This is a genomic window from Haloplanus sp. GCM10025708, assembly GCF_042663985.1.
Taxonomy (GTDB): Archaea; Halobacteriota; Halobacteria; order Halobacteriales; family Haloferacaceae; genus Salinirarus; species Salinirarus marinus.
The window spans coordinates 465794-480202 of the sequence record NZ_JBHSZA010000011.1; the positions used below are offsets into that span (position 1 = coordinate 465794).

Genomic DNA, 14409 nt, shown 5'->3' on the forward strand with positions numbered 1-14409 from the left:
CCACCTCCGACGAGGGGTTAACGGCGTCTTGGATCATCCGGAAGAAGAGACCCGGATCGACGCCGAGCGCGATGATACAGAGCAGGAGGACGAACATCGGCACCGTCTCGTGGAGCGCCGCCGTCGTCACCTCGTAGTCGGTGTCGAGGCGGAACGGGCCGAACAGCGTCCGCTGCATCGCAAAGAGCAGGTAGCCAGCGACGATGACGATGCCGAACATCGACGCCGCGGTGAACAGCGGCATCGACGCGTGCACCGTCGACGCGAACGCGCCCTTGAAGATGAAGAACTCGCCGGCGAAGCCGGCCATCAGCGGCAGACCCATGTAGCCGAACGCGCCGGCGACGAAGATGCCCGTCGTCACCGGCATCCGGTCGGCCATGCCGGACATGTCGCCGACCATCCGCGTGTGGGTCGTGTTGTAGATGACGCCGACGCCCATGAACATCAGGCCGGAGATGAGGCCGTGGGCGATCATCTGGAAGGTGGCACCGCCGACGCCGTAGGTGTTGTACGCGATGAGGCCGAGGATGACATAGCCCATCGACGACACCGACGAGTAGGCGACGATGCGCTTGAGGTCCTGTTGAGCCAGCGCGAGTATCGCGCCGTAGATGACGCTGAGGACCGCGACGGCGGCGATGGGAACGGCGAAGGCCGTCGCCTGGTCGGGCATCATCGTGAAGTTGAACCGGAGCAGGGCGTAGGTCCCCATCTTCAGGAGGACGCCCGCCAGCACGACGGAGGCGGGCGTCGGGGCTTCGACGTGGGCGTCCGGCAGCCACGTGTGGAAGGGCACGATGGGTACCTTCACCGCGAAGCCGAGGAACATCGCCACGAAGGCGACGGCCTTGAGCGTCTCCGCGGACACGCCGTAGAGCGATCCGAGTTCGCCGCCGCGCAACGCCCGGGAGATCGCGGGCAGATCGAACGACGACACGGAGTCGCCGAGGCCGAACACCAACGCCGCGAAGCCGATGAACATCACCAGCGAGGCGATGTTGGTGTAGACGAAGAACTTGATGGCGGCGTACTTCCGGCGCGGCCCGCCCCAGATGCCGATGAGGAAGTACATCGGCACCAGCACGGCCTCCCAGAAGATGAACCAGACGAAGAAGTCGAGCGCCATGAAGACGCCGAGCAGGTTCGCCTCCATGAAGAGGAACAGGCCGTAGAACTGCGACTGGCGGTCGTCGATGGGCGTCCACGCGCTGAAGATGGCCAGCGACGTGAGAATCGTGGTCATCACCACCAGCGGCATGCTGATGCCGTCGACGCCGACGTGCCAGTGCAGGGTGTACCCCCGAGTTCCAGCCACGGAACCATCGTCTCGAACGCGACGGACCCGCCCGTGAGGGCGTTGCCCGCGGCGTCGTAGCTACTCCACATGTAGAGGCTCCCGAGCACGGGGAGCACGCTGAGCGCCGCCGCCAGGCGGCCGGCGACCTCGTCGGGGGCGACGAAGACGACCAGCGCGGCGACGAACGTCACGGCGATGAGTGCTTCGATGATCATACGAACCACCCTCCCATGATGCCGAAGACGAGAACGAGCGCCGTCAGCCCGAGGGTGAGGAGCGCGGCGTAGTTACTCACGATGCCGGTCTGGATGCGCCGGACGCGACCGCCGGCGAAGAGGCTCACGCTGGAGACGCCGTCGACGACGCCGTCGACGACGCCCTGGTCGAACTTGTCGGCCGCCCGCGCGAGCGGTCGGACGACGCCGTCAGCCAGCCAGACCTGGAGTTCGTCCTGGTAGTAGTTGTTGTACCACAGCGTCTTGATCGCCCCGAGTTTGTCGGTGTGACGCTCGGGCGAGGGGACGTTGTAGAGGACGTGTGCGAGGCCCGCGCCGGCGAGCGCTGCCCGAGCGACACGAGACCGGGCACCAGCGGGCTCAGATGCGTCGCGTGGTAGTCGGCCTGCTCTTCGAGCAGGGTGACGTAATGTTCGCTCGTGGTCATCTCGATGCCGCCGTGGGCGAGCCACTTGTGTAGCAGTTCGATGCCGGGCATGCCGAGCATCTCGGCCACGGGCGTCATGTTGACGAGGCCGGCCGTCGCAGCGAGGACGCCGAGGACGACCAGCGGCCCCTTGACGTTCCAGCGGACGCCGTGGGGTCCCGTGCCGTCTCCGTCCGGGGTTCACCGTGGAAGGTCAGGAAGACCATCCGGAAGGTGTAGAAGCCGGTGAAGAAGACGGCGACGAGGCCCATGGCGTAGGCTCCGAGCAGGAGCGTCGAACCGCCGAGTCCGTGGACGAGCGCCTCGTAGAGAACCTCGTCTTTGGACCAGAAGCCCGCGAAGGGGACGATGCCCGCGAGCGCGAGCGACCCCGAGAGGAACGTGTAGTAGGTCACGGGCATCTTCTCTTTGAGGCCGCCCATGTCCCACATGTTCTCGTTGTGGTGCATCGCGATGATGACCGACCCCGCGCCGAGGAACAGGAGCGCCTTGAAGAAGGCGTGGGTCATCAGATGGAAGGTCGCGGCGACGTAGCCGCCCGCCCCCAGGCCGAGCATCATATACCCGTACTGGGAGATGGTCGAGTACGCCAGCACCTGTTTGATCTCGCGCTTGACGACGCCCATCGTCGCGGCGAACAGCGCGGTGAAGCCGCCGATGAACGCGATGATGGCGAGCGCCGTCGGCGACAGCGCGTAGAAGCCGTACATCCGGGCGACGAGGTAGACGCCGGCCGCGACCATCGTCGCGGCGTGGATGAGCGCCGAGACGGGCGTCGGGCCCTCCATCGCGTCCGGCAGCCACGTGTGAAGCGGGAACTGCGCGGATTTGCCGACGACGCCGCCGAGGACGAGGAGGCCGACGATGGTGAACCACGTCCGCGGATCGAAGCCGAAGGTGTTGACCGCGCCGTCGGGTGATTCGCCGCCGGGCATGGCCAGTTCCGCGATGTGCGGGAAGGAGTCCGGCCCGGCGAACGCCGCCGTGCCGAAGGTGGCGAAGACCGCGACGACGCCGACGAGGAAGAAGTAGTCCCCGAAGCGGGTGACGAGAAACGCCTTCTTCGCGGCGCTCGGCGGGCCTTCCTGACGGAACCAGAAGCCGATGAGCAGGTACGAACAGAGGCCCACCAGCTCGAAGAACATGAACGCCATCAGCAGGTTGTCGGCGACGACGAACCCGAGCATGGACGCCGTAAAGAGGCCGAGGCCGGCGTAGTAGCGCGGCAGACCCGTCTCGCCTTCGTCGTTCATGTAGCCGAGGCTGAAGACGTGGACGAGCAGGGCGACGAGCGAGACGATGATGAGCATCATCGCCGACAGCGGGTCGAGCAACAGCCCGAGCTCGAGACTGACCGTCTCCTCGCTCACGCCCGCGACCCACGTGTAGAGCGTATCGTTGTGCGTCTCCCCGCCGCTGACGGTGAGGAACACCCAGACGGACAGCAGGAGCGACCCCGCGGTGGCGGCGATGCCGCCGAAGGCCCCGCCCTTGGGGAGGTACTTCCCGCCGGCCAGCGCGACGAGGAACGAGAGGAACGGTAACAGGACGATCGCCGGAGCGTAGTCGAATGCACCTACCATGAGTTACCACCTCATCGTCGTCGCCTTGGTGACGTCGACGTCCTTGAAGTTGCGATACAGTACGAGGATGATGCCGATGCCGACCGCGACTTCCGCGGCCGCCAGCGCCATCGTGAACAGGCTGAACGCCTGCCCCGTGACGTTCCCCCAGAAGACGGAGAACGCGACGAGGTTGATGTTGGCGGCGTTGAGCATCAGCTCGACCGACATCAGGAACAGCAGCGCGTTGCGCCGCGTCAGGATGCCGAACAGGCCGATGCAGAAGACGGCCGCCGAGAGCAGGAGATACCACTGTGGCGGTACCATTACTGCTCCCCTCCTCGTCTTCGGTGGCCGACATGGCGCGCCGCACCTCGCGGCCGCCGTCGGCGAGCAGCGTCACGACGCTACCCTCTTCCTCGCGCCGGGCGAGCATCACCGCGCCCGCGAGCGCGGCCACGAGGACGAGGTCGATGATCTCGAAGGGCACGAGAAAGCCCTCCGCACCGACGGCCCCGAGGTCGATGTTGAACAGCGCGTAACCGATACTCGCGGTGATGTTGGCGTCGGCCGGGAAGCCGGCCGGTTCGCCAAAGGGTGCACCGAGGAACGCGGCGGCCATCACGACGAACAGCGCGACTGCCGCGAGTCCGGGCACGAGATGCGACCCGAGTTTCAGTTCCGGTTTGGTTGTCATGCGTTACTCACCTCCGGCTGTGTTCGCGTCAGCATCACGGCGAACGTGATGAGGATGAGGACCCCGCCCACGTAGACGAGCACCTGCATGGCGGCGAGGAACTCCGCCTGTAACATCACGTAATGCACCGCGACGCTCAGCAGCGCGCCCCCGAGCAGGAGTGCGGAGTGCCAGACGTCCCGCACGAGGACGACGCCGAGGCTGCTGCCCAGGGTGACGAGGGCGAACAGCGCGAACGCGATGGTTTCGTAGACCATTGTGTGAAATCTCTTTGAGGTATTCCTTTGAACGTTTCGAGATTCCCCGCTCCGACACGGAACGGGGCTCCCGAAGTTCATCTCACTGGTAATCGACCTCGCCTTCGCCTTCCCCGACCCACGCGCCGCGGTCCGGGTTCCGTGACGCGAGGGGGTCGATGCCCTTGTACCACGGGACGTTCTTGAGCTGTTCTTTGTTGTAGACGAACTCGTCTTTGGTGTCGGCGGTGAACTCGAAGTTCTGCGTCAGCAAGATCGCGTCCACCGGACACACTTCCTCACACAGGCGGCAGTAGATGCACTGCCCGATGTGGAGGTTGTACTGTTCGCCGTTGCGCTGGTCGTCCATCACGATTTGGATGGTGTCGTTCGGACAGACGTTCTCGCACTGCCGACACCAGATACACCGCTCCTGGCTGAATTTGTGGACGCCGCGGAATCGCGGCGACACCTCGGGTGCGACGTCGGGATACTCGACGGTGAACGTCTTGCCGTCCAGCGCGTGTTTCATCGTTACTGCCATGGACTTGAGGATTCCAATCATGCGATCACCCCCACGATGATGGCCGTGAGAACCAGGTTGGCGAAGGAAAGCACGAGCATTCCTTTCCAGCCAATTTCGATGAGCTGATCGATGCGCACGCGGGGCACGGCCGACCGCGCCCACTGCGTGAACAGGAAGAACGCCCAGATCTTGATGACGAACCAGACGAACCCCGGCAACACCGGCCCGGCCGGGCCGCCGAGAAACAGCGTCGCCATGATCGCCCCGCCGAGGAAGATGTGGATGAACTCCCCGAGGTAGAACAGGACGAAGTAGACGCTGGAGTATTCGGTCTGGTACCCGGCGACGATCTCGGTCGGTGCCTCCGGGATGTCGAACGGATTCCGGCCGATCTCCGCCATGTTCGCGATCAGAAACAGCACGAACGCGAACGGGTTGACGAACGCGTACCACTGCGGGATGGAGACGCCGGCGACGGAGACGAACGTCTCCGTCTGCGCGGCGACGATCTCGCTCATCTGGAGCGTGCCGGCGAAGATGACCACCGACGCCGCCGTGATGACCAGCGGGATCTCGTAGGCGATATTCTGCGCGATCGAGCGCAGTGCGCCGAGCAGCGAGTACTTGTTGTTCGACGCGTAGCCCGCCATCACCAGCCCGATCGAGGCGATGGAGGCGACGGCGAAGACGAACGCCAGCCCCGTCTCGGGGTCGGCCAACTGCAGGCCGCTCCCCATCGGGATAACGGCGAAGCCGAGCAGCGCCGAGAACGGGAGCACGATGGGTGCCAGGTCCCACGCCGGCCGGTCGACGTCGTCTGGGACGACGAGCTCTTTCGAGAGCAGGCGCACCGCGTCCGCGACGATGATGAGCAGGCCGAACGGTCCGACGCGGTTGACGGCGATGCGGTCGGTGAACGCCGCCGTGATCTTCCGCTTCGCCCACGGCCCGGCGACGGCCGTCATGACGAGCATGATGTTGGCGACGATGAACGCCGCGATGAAGCCGCTCACGACGTCGACGAGGATGCCGTTCCCGCCGAGGACCCCGGCGATCGTCTCGGGGAGCAGCGTCGGACCGGTGGTCGCGGAGGCGTTCGCCGTCGTCGTCTGCTGGAGGAAGACGCCCCCGACCATCAGCGGTCCACCTCTCCGAGTACGATGTCGAGGCTCCCGAGTGCGGCGATCAGGTCCGGTACGTACTCGCCGTTCGACATCTCCGGGAGCGTCTGCAGGTTCGAGAAACACGGGCTTCGGATCTTGAAGCGGGCGGGTTTGTCCGTCCCGTCCGCGCGCATGTAGATACCGAGTTCGCCCTTCGCGCCCTCAACGGCGCGGTAGATCTCCTTGTCGTCTTCGGGTCTGAGCGTCCGCGGGACGTTCGACTGAATCGTCCGCTCGTCCTCGGGCCAGTCTTCGAGCAGGTCGATACACTGCTCGATGATCTTCGCCGACTCCTCGACTTCTCGCAGGCGCACGAGCAGCCGCGAGTAGTTGTCACAGCCGTCCTCGACGCAGACGTCCCAGTCGAGTTCGTCGTAGTAGCCGTACGGGTCGTCGCGTCGCAGGTCGTAGTCGATGCCCGACCCGCGAGCGACCGGGCCGGTCGCGCCGTAGCTCTTGGCGACGTCCGGCGGGAGGACGCCCGTGCCGACGGTGCGAACCTGTAGGATCTCGTTGGTCGAGATGAGGTCGTGGTACTCTTCGAGCGCCTCCGGCAGTTCGTCGAGGAAGTCACGGACCTTCTCGAAGAACTCCTCGCGGGGTTCGGGCAGGTCCCAGACGACCCCGCCGAGTCGGAAGTAGTTGAACATCAGCCGCTGGCCGGTCAGGTCCTCCAGCAGGTCCTGCATCTTCTCCCGGTCGCGGATGGCGTACATGAAGATGGCCGTGAAGTCGCCGTAGACGTCGAGTGCGAACGTCCCCACCGCGAGCATGTGACTGGCGATGCGACACATCTCCGCGCCCATGGTCCGGATGACCTGTGCGTACTCGGGCACGTCGATGTCGGCGAGGTCCTCGGCGGCGCGCGCGTAGGCGTACTCGTTGAGGAGGCCGGCGGAGATGTAGTCCCAGCGGTCCGGGTAGGGCATGATCTGGTAGCGGTAGGTCCCCTGCTGGGCCATCTGCTCCTCACAGCGGTGGAGGTAACCGATGTCGGACTCGACGTCGATCACCTGTTCGCCGTCCAGCACCGTCTCCAGGTGCAACACGCCGTGGGTCGCGGGGTGGTGGGGGCCGATGTTGAGGAACATCGTGTCCCCGTCGTCGTCCTCGTGGTCCTCCTGGAGCGGGTTGGCGTGTTCGCGGAGCGGCACGATCTGTGGCCGATCCTGGTCGTAGTCGAGTCCGAGGGGATGCCCCTGCCACGTCTCGGGGAGGAGAATCCGTCGGAGGTCCGGTGGTCGTCGTACTCGATGCCCACGAGGTCGTACGCCTCCCGTTCGTGCCAGTCGGCCGTGCGGAAGACTGGCTCGGCCGACTCCGAGACCGGGTCGTCCTTGGCCGCGGGGACGACGACGCTGACCTCGTCGGTCGGGTCGTCGAACTTCTTGAGGTGGTAGATGGATTCGTAGCGGTCCTCGTACTCCTGGGCGCTGACACAGGAGAGGTGGTCGTAGCCCGCCTCGTCGCGCAGGCGAAAGAGGACGTCCTGGACGCTGTCCGGGCGGATGACGAACCCCGGCGCGTTGACGTGTTCCTCGCGATCCAGGAGGTCGTCGCCGATGAGGGCCGCGACGTCGTCGGCCGTCGTCGGTTCGGTCGTCTCCGGGAGCGACTCTCCTTTGCTCATGGCGAATCAGCCCAGTTGTAGCGCATGACGAGGTCGTCTTCGTCGATCTGGTCGGCGAGTTTGTCCACGACTTCGTCGCGGTCGAGGTCGCTGAACTGTTCGAGTTCGTACGGTTTGACGGTCACCGGCGAACTCTCGCCGTTGGCGATCCGCTCTTGCAGTTTGGCGACGCCGTAGACGAGCGCCTCCGGGCGCGGCGGACAGCCCGGAACGTGGATGTCCACCGGGATGACCTCCTCGGCACCCTTGACGACGTTGTACCCCTGCTGGAACGGGCCGCCGGAGATGGTACACGACCCCATCCCGACGACGAACTTCGGCTCGGGCATCTGGTCGTAGACGCGCTTCATCCGCGGGGCGAACTTCGAGACGATGGTCCCCGGGACGATGATGACGTCCGCCTGTCGCGGCGAGGCGCGCGGCACGCCCGCCCCGAACCGATCGAGGTCGTGTTTGACCGCGTAGGTGTGCATCATCTCGATGCTACAACACGCGATCCCGAACTGCAGCATGAACATCGAGGACCCGCGGACCCAGTTCATGAACTTGTCGAACTTCGTGAGGATGAACGGAGACGAGCCGAACGCCTCTCGAAGCTTCGAGTTGAACCGGTTGTCGGTGCCCGCACCCGTGCGGGCCTCGCGGGTCTCGGTCTGTACGTCTCCGGTCGTGTGGAACGGTCGTTCCTGGTCGCTACTCATTGTTGCCTCTCCGTTTTCCGTCGGAGCGCACGCGGACTGGTCACCCAACTGACTGCGCCGTTGCGCCACGCCCAGACGAGGCCGACGACGAGGACGCCGATGAACACCAGCATCGGGACGAGCGCCTTCGACAGGCTGACGCCCTCCGCGAGCGCGGACCGGTAGATGACGGTCCACGGAAAGATGAGGACGGTCTCGATGTCGAAGACGAGAAACAGCAGCGCAACCATGTAGTACTGAATGTTGAACTGGATGCGCGCCGTCCCCGTCGGCACCTCGCCGCTTTCGTAGGTGGCGGTCTTCCCCTGTTCTGGTACCCTCGGGCGTATCAACGCCGACGCCACCATCATCCCGATGGGGAGGGCGACGCCGACGACCCCAAGCATACCGATTGCTATCCATTGATTCATGCCTGATTTCCCTGTCAATGCGGCGGTTAGAAGCGCTCCCCCATAAGCATTGATTAATGTCCCGTCACGAGATGCGGGGCCTGAGGCCCTCGAATCCGGCTGTTTCGGCCGCTTTCGAGAATCCCGTTCGGCCGTCGTCAGCCGTCACGGCTCCGGAACCCGTCGATACCGAGGTCGTGTAAATCGCGCGACACCGTCGCGACGCCGCCTCTGAGGTCGTCGTGGTACGCGTCGAGGCGGTCCACGAGCTCCTCGTGTGCGCGGGCGAGAATCTGGCCGGCCGAGAGGCCGGCGTTGAACGACTTGCCGGCGTCGACGGCGACGAGAGGCGCGCCCGTCGGCATCCCGATGACCGAGTCGACCGACTTCTCTTGGACGGGGACGCCGACGACCGGGATGGGGTAGGCGATGGAGGCGGTCATGTTCGGCAGATCGGCGGACTTGCCGCCCGCGCCCGCGATGATGACGTCCAGTCCCCGGTCGGCGGCCGCCTCCGCGTAGGCGTACATCAGGTCGGGGGTCCGGTGGGCCGAGACGACGTAGCTCTCGAAGGTGAACCGGGAGTCGGGCGGGTTCTCGAAGTCGGTCTGTTCCTCGAAGCCGAGTTCGCGGAGCGCGTCGAACGCCCCCGCCATCACGTCGAGGTCCGAGTCCGACCCCATGATGATGCCCACGTCGGGCGTCGTCTCCGGGTCGCGTTCCTGTGCCGCCTCCGCTCGCAGGTCGTCGATGAGACTCTGTACGTCACTCATTGGTGAAAGTCAGTCCGTCCCGCAGGTCGCGGGCCGCGGACAGGAGTCGGTTCACGTCGTCGCCGCCGGCGAACTCGCTCGTCGCGGTAACGTGGCCCATCTTGCGGAGCGGACGCACCTCGCGTTTGCCGTACCAGTGGAGGTGCGCGGCGTCGGCGTCCAGCACCGCTTCGACGCCCGAGAGCCGCGCGGGCTCGGGTTCGGCCACGTCGCCGAGGACGTTGACCGACACCGTCGGGGCGCGCAACCGGGTCGACCCCAGCGGCCACCCCAGGACGGCGCGGACGTGCTGTTCGAACTGCGAGGCCGTCGCGCCCTCGATGGTCCAGTGGCCAGAGTTGTGGGGCCGGGGCGCGATCTCGTTGACGAGTATCTCGCCGGCCGCGGTCTCGAACAGTTCGATGCCGAAGACGCCCCGACCGTCGAGGACCGAGAGGACGTCCCGGGCGACGGCGTCGGCGCGTTCGCGAACGTCTTCGCTCGTCCGCGCGGGAACGACGGTCTCCCGCAGAATCTCCTCTTCGTGGACGTTCTCGCCCACGGGGAAGGTGCGGACGCCGTCGGCTCCCGCGACGCCGATGACCGACACCTCGCGTTCGAAGTCGACGAACGCCTCGGCGACGGCGTCGGGGTCGTCCGCCGTGCCGACGGCCTCGCGGAGGGCGGCCGCCGCCTCGTCGGGGTCGGCGACGGGGGCGTTCCCGCGGCCGTCGTAGCCGCCGTGGCGGGCTTTCAGCATGACACTTCCGAACTCCTCGACTGCGGCTTCGAGGTCGGCCACGCCGTCGACGCGGCGGTACTCGGGGACGGGGATTCCCGCCTCGTCGAGCAGTTCCTTCTCCGCGAGTTTGTCGCCCGTCTTCCGGAGCGTCTCGGGCGACGGCTGGACCGGGACGCCCGCCTCAGCGCTGGCGGAGCGGATGGCGTCGGCGTCGGCCAACTCGATTTCGAACGTCAACGCGTCGACGCGAGCGGCCAGTTCGCGGATCGCGTCCGCGTCGTCGAAGTCGCCGACGATCTGGTCGCGGGCCACCGGCGCGGCCGGGCAGTCCGGTGTCGGGTCGAGGACGACGACGTCGACGCCGAGCGGGGCGGCCGCCTCGGCGAGCATCCGCCCGAGTTGGCCGCCGCCGACGACGCCGAGCGTCGGTCCGGGTACGGTGACTGTCACGGGACGCATTCGTGGACATTACTGCATAAACGTTGCCACCTTCTCCGACGAGATGTACACGTCTGTGGTCACATCCGTGCGGGGCCGGCCCCACGTCCGATCGCGTCAGTCGGCCCGTGCGGCCGCCAGCTCCGACTCGTCGACGAAGACGACGATGCGATCGCTCCAGAGGCGGAAGTCGTGGGTGTTGGCGCTGTAGCCCGACACCTGCTCGGCGACGTCAGTCTCGTTCCACGAGTAGGCGACGATGACCGGCGGCGGGTCCGACGGGAGCGTTCCCTCCTCCGGCGGCGTGCTCGTCACCGTCGCCCCGTAGCGTTCGAGATACCACGGCAGGGGAGCCGGGTGTGCCACGCCGGCCCGCCCGCCGGAGGTTGCCGGAGGCTGCTCTCGTTCTCGACGTAGAACCTGACCGCCCCGCCGCTCGGCGTGGTCGTCCCGTAGAAGAGGACGTCCGGTTCGTCCTCGTTCGCCCGGGCGACGACGCGGACCCGGTCGAGCGTCTCCTTCAGGTCGTTTTCGGGCTGTGCCCACTGGAGTACCTGCTCCGTGTCGTCGCTGGCGCTGTTCATGTAGGCGGCGTTCGCCCCCGCGACGCCGACGGCGGCCGAGAGGAGGAGCACCGCGGCGACGACGGCGCGACGCGACTCGGGGGTCGCCAGCGAGTCGGCGCGGGCGCGGATCGACCCGTCGCCGGCGAGCGTCGGCCGGCCGACTCGGTAGAGGTGGGCGACGCCGACGGCGGCCGGAATCGCCAGCGGAACGACGGCGTGGACGACGGCCCACGGCGCGCGGATGTCCGTCGCGACGGGGTAGCCGAGGACGCTCACCGCACCCCAGTAGGCGGCGAAGGCGACGATCTCACGGTAGGCGTCGTCCAGGTAACCGTCGACGGCGACGCCGACGGCGGCGAACGCGAGGACGACCGGTGCGCCGTAGACCAGCGTCTCGAGGTAGTCGTAGAGGAAGGGGAGGTAGTCGTGGCTCTGGTGTGCCCCTCGACCCAGAGGCCCCAGAACTGCTCCCACGTCCCGAGGGTGGCCGTCTCGACGACGCCCGGGAGGAGCGCCGGGTTCGCGAGCGCCGTCCAGAGGTCCGGGCGCGGCGCGTAGAAGAAGACGATGACCGCGAAGAAGACGGCGGCGGCCCCGGTTGCCACGGCGGCGGTGACGGCGAGGCCGGCGGCGACGCTCCCACCCCAGCGCTGGAGGCGGTAGGCGAGCGCGAGCCGCCAGTCGTCGAACAGGACGGTCCGGACGGACCGGCCGGACTTGGCGGCGCGAAACAGCCGGTGGTCGAGGAGGAGAAACCCCGCCCCCAGAAAGCAGAGGACGTAGATGAGGGCGTTCTCCTTGGCGGTGAAGGCGAGCGCGAGCGACGCCGCGGAGGAAGACCGGCCACGTCTTCCCGGCGTCGACGGCGCGGACGAACAGCGCGAGCGCGACGAACGCAAACGCCCCCACCAGGACGTCGTTGCGCATGAACCGCGAGTAGTAGACGAGAAGGGGATTCGCCGCGAGGACGGCCGCGAGGGCGACGACTTCGGCGTCGCGCAACCGGTCGCGGAGCAGCCACGCCGACAGCGGGAGCAGTCCGCCGACGAGGGCGACGACGAGACGGGCGCTGAAGTCCGACGGCGGGAGGACGGAGAAGACGTAGTCGTTGGTGACAAAGAGGAAGGGACCGTGGACGATGGGCCGATACGAGAACTGGCCGCTCTCGTGGTAGCGGAGTATCCAGTAGCCGACCCGGCCCTCGTCCCAGTGGAAGATGCGGGTGCCGAGGCCGATGAGGCGAACCGCGAGCGCGACGGCGGTGACGGCGAGGACGGCAAACAGGGTCCGGCCGGTCCCCTCCTCCGAACGCATGGTCGTACTCTCTCGCGGGGTGGGATACAACTCTTGTGCTTTCGCACCCCCGTTCGACACCTCTATCATCCGGCGCGGCGACCCGGCGACTATGGTCACACTGGGACTGGTGGTCGCGGCGTTCAACGCGTCGGTCACCGAACCGATGGAGGAGGCCGCCCGCGAGGCGGCGGACGAACGGGACGCGGCGGTCGTCGACGTGGTTCGCGTGCCGGGGACGTACGACTCGCCGCTGGCGGCGGACCGACTGGCCCGCCGGGACGACGTCGACGCCGTCGCCGTCGTCGGTGCGATAGTTACGGGCGACACCGACCACGACCGGGTCATCGCGGACGCGACGGCGCAGGCGCTCACGGACGTGAGCCTCGACCGGGATACGCCGGTCAGCTTCGGCGTCAGCGGTCCGGGGATGAGCGGGGCCGAGGCACGGGAGCGCGTCGAGAAAGGAGCGGAAGCGGTAAACGCCGCGGTTGAGTTGGTCCAGTCGCTACCATGAGCGAATTCGACTTCGCGGCGCGCGTCGAGCGGGTAGAACCCAGCGCGACGCTCGCTATCAGCAACCTCGCGAGCGAACTCGAAGCGGAGGGCGTCGACGTCGTGGACCTCTCGGTCGGCGAACCGGACTTCGATACGCCCGAGAACGTCTCGCGGGCGGCCAAGGACGCCCTCGACGCCGGCCACACGGGCTACACCTCGTCGAACGGCATCCCGGAACTCCGGGAGGCGATCGCCGAGAAACTGCAGGCCGACGGCATCACCTGCGGCCCGGAGAACGTCGTCGTCACGCCCGGCGGCAAGCAGGCCCTCTACGAAGTGTTCCAGTCGCTCGTCGACGGCGACGACGAGCAAGGCTCGTCAGCCCGCGGGACGTCGTCCCGCGCTGGGGACGAGGTCGTCCTGCTCGACCCGGCGTGGGTCTCCTACGAGGCGATGGCGAAACTCGCGGGCGGGTCGCTCAACAGGGTCGACCTCGCACCCTACGACTTCCAACTCGAACCCGCGCTCGACGACCTCGCCGAGGCAGTCTCCGACGAGACGGAACTGCTCGTTGTCAACTCGCCGAGCAACCCCACGGGCGCGGTCTACTCCGAGGCCGCCTACGAGGGCGTCCGCGATCTCGCCGTCGAACACGACGTCACCGTCATCTCCGACGAGATGTACGAGCAGATCACCTACGGCGTCGAACAGCCGAGTCTCGCCGCGTTCGACGGTATGGAGGACCGCACGGTGACGGTCAACGGCTTCTCGAAGGCCTACGCGATGACTGGGTGGCGGCTCGGCTACTTCTGCGCTCCCGAGTCGCTCGTCTCGCAGGCCGGCAAACTCCACTCGCACTCCGTCTCCTGTGCGACGAACTTCGTCCAGCGCGCGGGCGTCGAGGCCCTCGAAAACACCGAGGCGGCCGTAGACGAGATGGTCGAGGCCTTCCGCGAACGCCGCGACATGCTGGTCGACCTGTTCGGCGACCACGGCGTGGACGTCCCCGTCGGGGACGGCGCGTTCTACATGATGCTGCCGGTCGACGAGGACGATCAGGCGTGGTGCGAGGGCGCGATTCAGGACGCCCACGTCGCCACCGTCCCCGGGAGCGCGTTCGGCGCGCCCGGCTACGCCCGCATCTCCTACGCCGCCAGTCAGAGGCGCCTGCAGGAAGCCGTCGAGCGACTGGCCGACCACGGCTACCTCTAACTCTCGGACGGGGAGTCCGGCCCGGCGACGACCGGCCACTT

12 protein-coding genes and 4 pseudogenes are annotated in these 14409 nt (G+C 67.1%); 2 read left to right on the plus strand and 14 right to left on the minus strand.

Annotated features, from left to right (window positions below; all coding sequences use genetic code 11):
- Position 1: 1 nt before the first annotated feature.
- From ACFQJD_RS05585 to ACFQJD_RS05650, 14 genes and pseudogenes are all read right to left on the minus strand, one after another.
- Positions 2–1515: pseudogene (locus tag ACFQJD_RS05585) on the minus strand (complex I subunit 4 family protein); the annotation flags it as partial.
- A pseudogene (gene nuoL / locus ACFQJD_RS05590) lies at positions 1512–3546 on the minus strand (NADH-quinone oxidoreductase subunit L). The pseudogenes nuoL and ACFQJD_RS05585, both read right to left, overlap by 4 nt.
- 3 nt (positions 3547–3549) lie before the next feature.
- Entirely contained in the window at positions 3550–3852 is a 303-nt protein-coding gene (gene nuoK / locus ACFQJD_RS05595; RefSeq protein ID WP_379796741.1) for an NADH-quinone oxidoreductase subunit NuoK, read from the minus strand.
- A gap of 1 nt (position 3853) precedes the next feature.
- Positions 3854–4222: pseudogene (locus ACFQJD_RS05600) on the minus strand (proton-conducting membrane transporter); the annotation flags it as partial.
- A complete protein-coding gene (locus ACFQJD_RS05605; RefSeq protein WP_379796743.1) occupies positions 4219–4479 on the minus strand; it encodes an NADH-quinone oxidoreductase subunit J in 261 nt (86 codons plus the stop codon). The gene ACFQJD_RS05605 and the pseudogene ACFQJD_RS05600, both read right to left, overlap by 4 nt.
- Positions 4480–4561: 82 nt before the next feature.
- A complete protein-coding gene (locus tag ACFQJD_RS05610; RefSeq protein ID WP_379796745.1) occupies positions 4562–5023 on the minus strand; it encodes a NuoI/complex I 23 kDa subunit family protein in 462 nt (153 codons plus the stop codon).
- Positions 5020–6120 (minus strand): complex I subunit 1/NuoH family protein, encoded by a 1101-nt coding sequence (locus tag ACFQJD_RS05615; RefSeq protein WP_379796747.1) that lies wholly within the window; start codon positions 6118–6120, stop codon positions 5020–5022. The genes ACFQJD_RS05610 and ACFQJD_RS05615 overlap by 4 nt, the downstream gene beginning before the upstream one ends.
- Positions 6120–7777: pseudogene (locus ACFQJD_RS05620) on the minus strand (NADH-quinone oxidoreductase subunit D). Before ACFQJD_RS05620 ends, ACFQJD_RS05615 begins: the two are co-directional and overlap by 1 nt.
- Positions 7774–8478 carry an NADH-quinone oxidoreductase subunit B gene (locus tag ACFQJD_RS05625; protein ID WP_379796749.1) on the minus strand — a complete coding sequence of 235 codons (705 nt, stop codon included), beginning with the start codon at positions 8476–8478 and terminating at the stop codon, positions 7774–7776. Before ACFQJD_RS05625 ends, ACFQJD_RS05620 begins: the two are co-directional and overlap by 4 nt.
- Complete coding sequence (locus ACFQJD_RS05630) at positions 8475–8888, minus strand: NADH-quinone oxidoreductase subunit A (RefSeq protein WP_379800414.1); 414 nt, start codon at positions 8886–8888, stop codon at positions 8475–8477. Before ACFQJD_RS05630 ends, ACFQJD_RS05625 begins: the two co-directional genes overlap by 4 nt.
- A 137-nt stretch (positions 8889–9025) precedes the next feature.
- A complete protein-coding gene (gene purE / locus ACFQJD_RS05635; RefSeq protein ID WP_379796751.1) occupies positions 9026–9640 on the minus strand; it encodes a 5-(carboxyamino)imidazole ribonucleotide mutase in 615 nt (204 codons plus the stop codon).
- On the minus strand, positions 9633–10811 hold the full coding sequence (locus tag ACFQJD_RS05640; RefSeq protein ID WP_379796753.1) for a 5-(carboxyamino)imidazole ribonucleotide synthase: 1179 nt from the start codon (positions 10809–10811) through the stop codon (positions 9633–9635). Before ACFQJD_RS05640 ends, purE begins: the two co-directional genes overlap by 8 nt.
- Before the next feature lie 105 nt (positions 10812–10916).
- A complete protein-coding gene (locus ACFQJD_RS05645) occupies positions 10917–11165 on the minus strand; it encodes a hypothetical protein (protein ID WP_379796755.1) in 249 nt (82 codons plus the stop codon).
- Positions 11111–12679, minus strand: coding sequence for a flippase activity-associated protein Agl23 (locus tag ACFQJD_RS05650; RefSeq protein ID WP_379796757.1), 1569 nt, complete (start codon positions 12677–12679; stop codon positions 11111–11113). The genes ACFQJD_RS05645 and ACFQJD_RS05650 overlap by 55 nt, the downstream gene beginning before the upstream one ends.
- A gap of 91 nt (positions 12680–12770) precedes the next feature.
- Here ACFQJD_RS05650 and ribH point away from each other — a divergent pair, with 91 nt between their 5' ends.
- Positions 12771–13175: a 6,7-dimethyl-8-ribityllumazine synthase gene (ribH, locus tag ACFQJD_RS05655; protein WP_379796759.1), complete on the plus strand. Its 405-nt coding sequence runs from the start codon at positions 12771–12773 to the stop codon at positions 13173–13175.
- A complete protein-coding gene (locus ACFQJD_RS05660) occupies positions 13172–14368 on the plus strand; it encodes a pyridoxal phosphate-dependent aminotransferase (protein ID WP_379796761.1) in 1197 nt (398 codons plus the stop codon). The genes ribH and ACFQJD_RS05660 overlap by 4 nt, the downstream gene beginning before the upstream one ends.
- Positions 14369–14409: the final 41 nt, after the last annotated feature.

Coding starts and splice junctions, on each gene's coding strand:
- ribH (WP_379796759.1), top strand. CDS start 12,771: ATGGTCACACTGGGACTGGTGGTCGCGGCGTTCAACGCGTCGGTCACC.
- ACFQJD_RS05630 (WP_379800414.1), bottom strand. CDS start 8,888: ATGAATCAATGGATAGCAATCGGTATGCTTGGGGTCGTCGGCGTCGCC.
- nuoK (WP_379796741.1), bottom strand. CDS start 3,852: ATGGTACCGCCACAGTGGTATCTCCTGCTCTCGGCGGCCGTCTTCTGC.
- purE (WP_379796751.1), bottom strand. CDS start 9,640: ATGAGTGACGTACAGAGTCTCATCGACGACCTGCGAGCGGAGGCGGCA.
- ACFQJD_RS05625 (WP_379796749.1), bottom strand. CDS start 8,478: ATGAGTAGCGACCAGGAACGACCGTTCCACACGACCGGAGACGTACAG.
- ACFQJD_RS05605 (WP_379796743.1), bottom strand. CDS start 4,479: ATGGTCTACGAAACCATCGCGTTCGCGCTGTTCGCCCTCGTCACCCTG.
- ACFQJD_RS05650 (WP_379796757.1), bottom strand. CDS start 12,679: ATGCGTTCGGAGGAGGGGACCGGCCGGACCCTGTTTGCCGTCCTCGCC.
- ACFQJD_RS05610 (WP_379796745.1), bottom strand. CDS start 5,023: ATGATTGGAATCCTCAAGTCCATGGCAGTAACGATGAAACACGCGCTG.
- ACFQJD_RS05660 (WP_379796761.1), top strand. CDS start 13,172: ATGAGCGAATTCGACTTCGCGGCGCGCGTCGAGCGGGTAGAACCCAGC.
- ACFQJD_RS05615 (WP_379796747.1), bottom strand. CDS start 6,120: ATGGTCGGGGGCGTCTTCCTCCAGCAGACGACGACGGCGAACGCCTCC.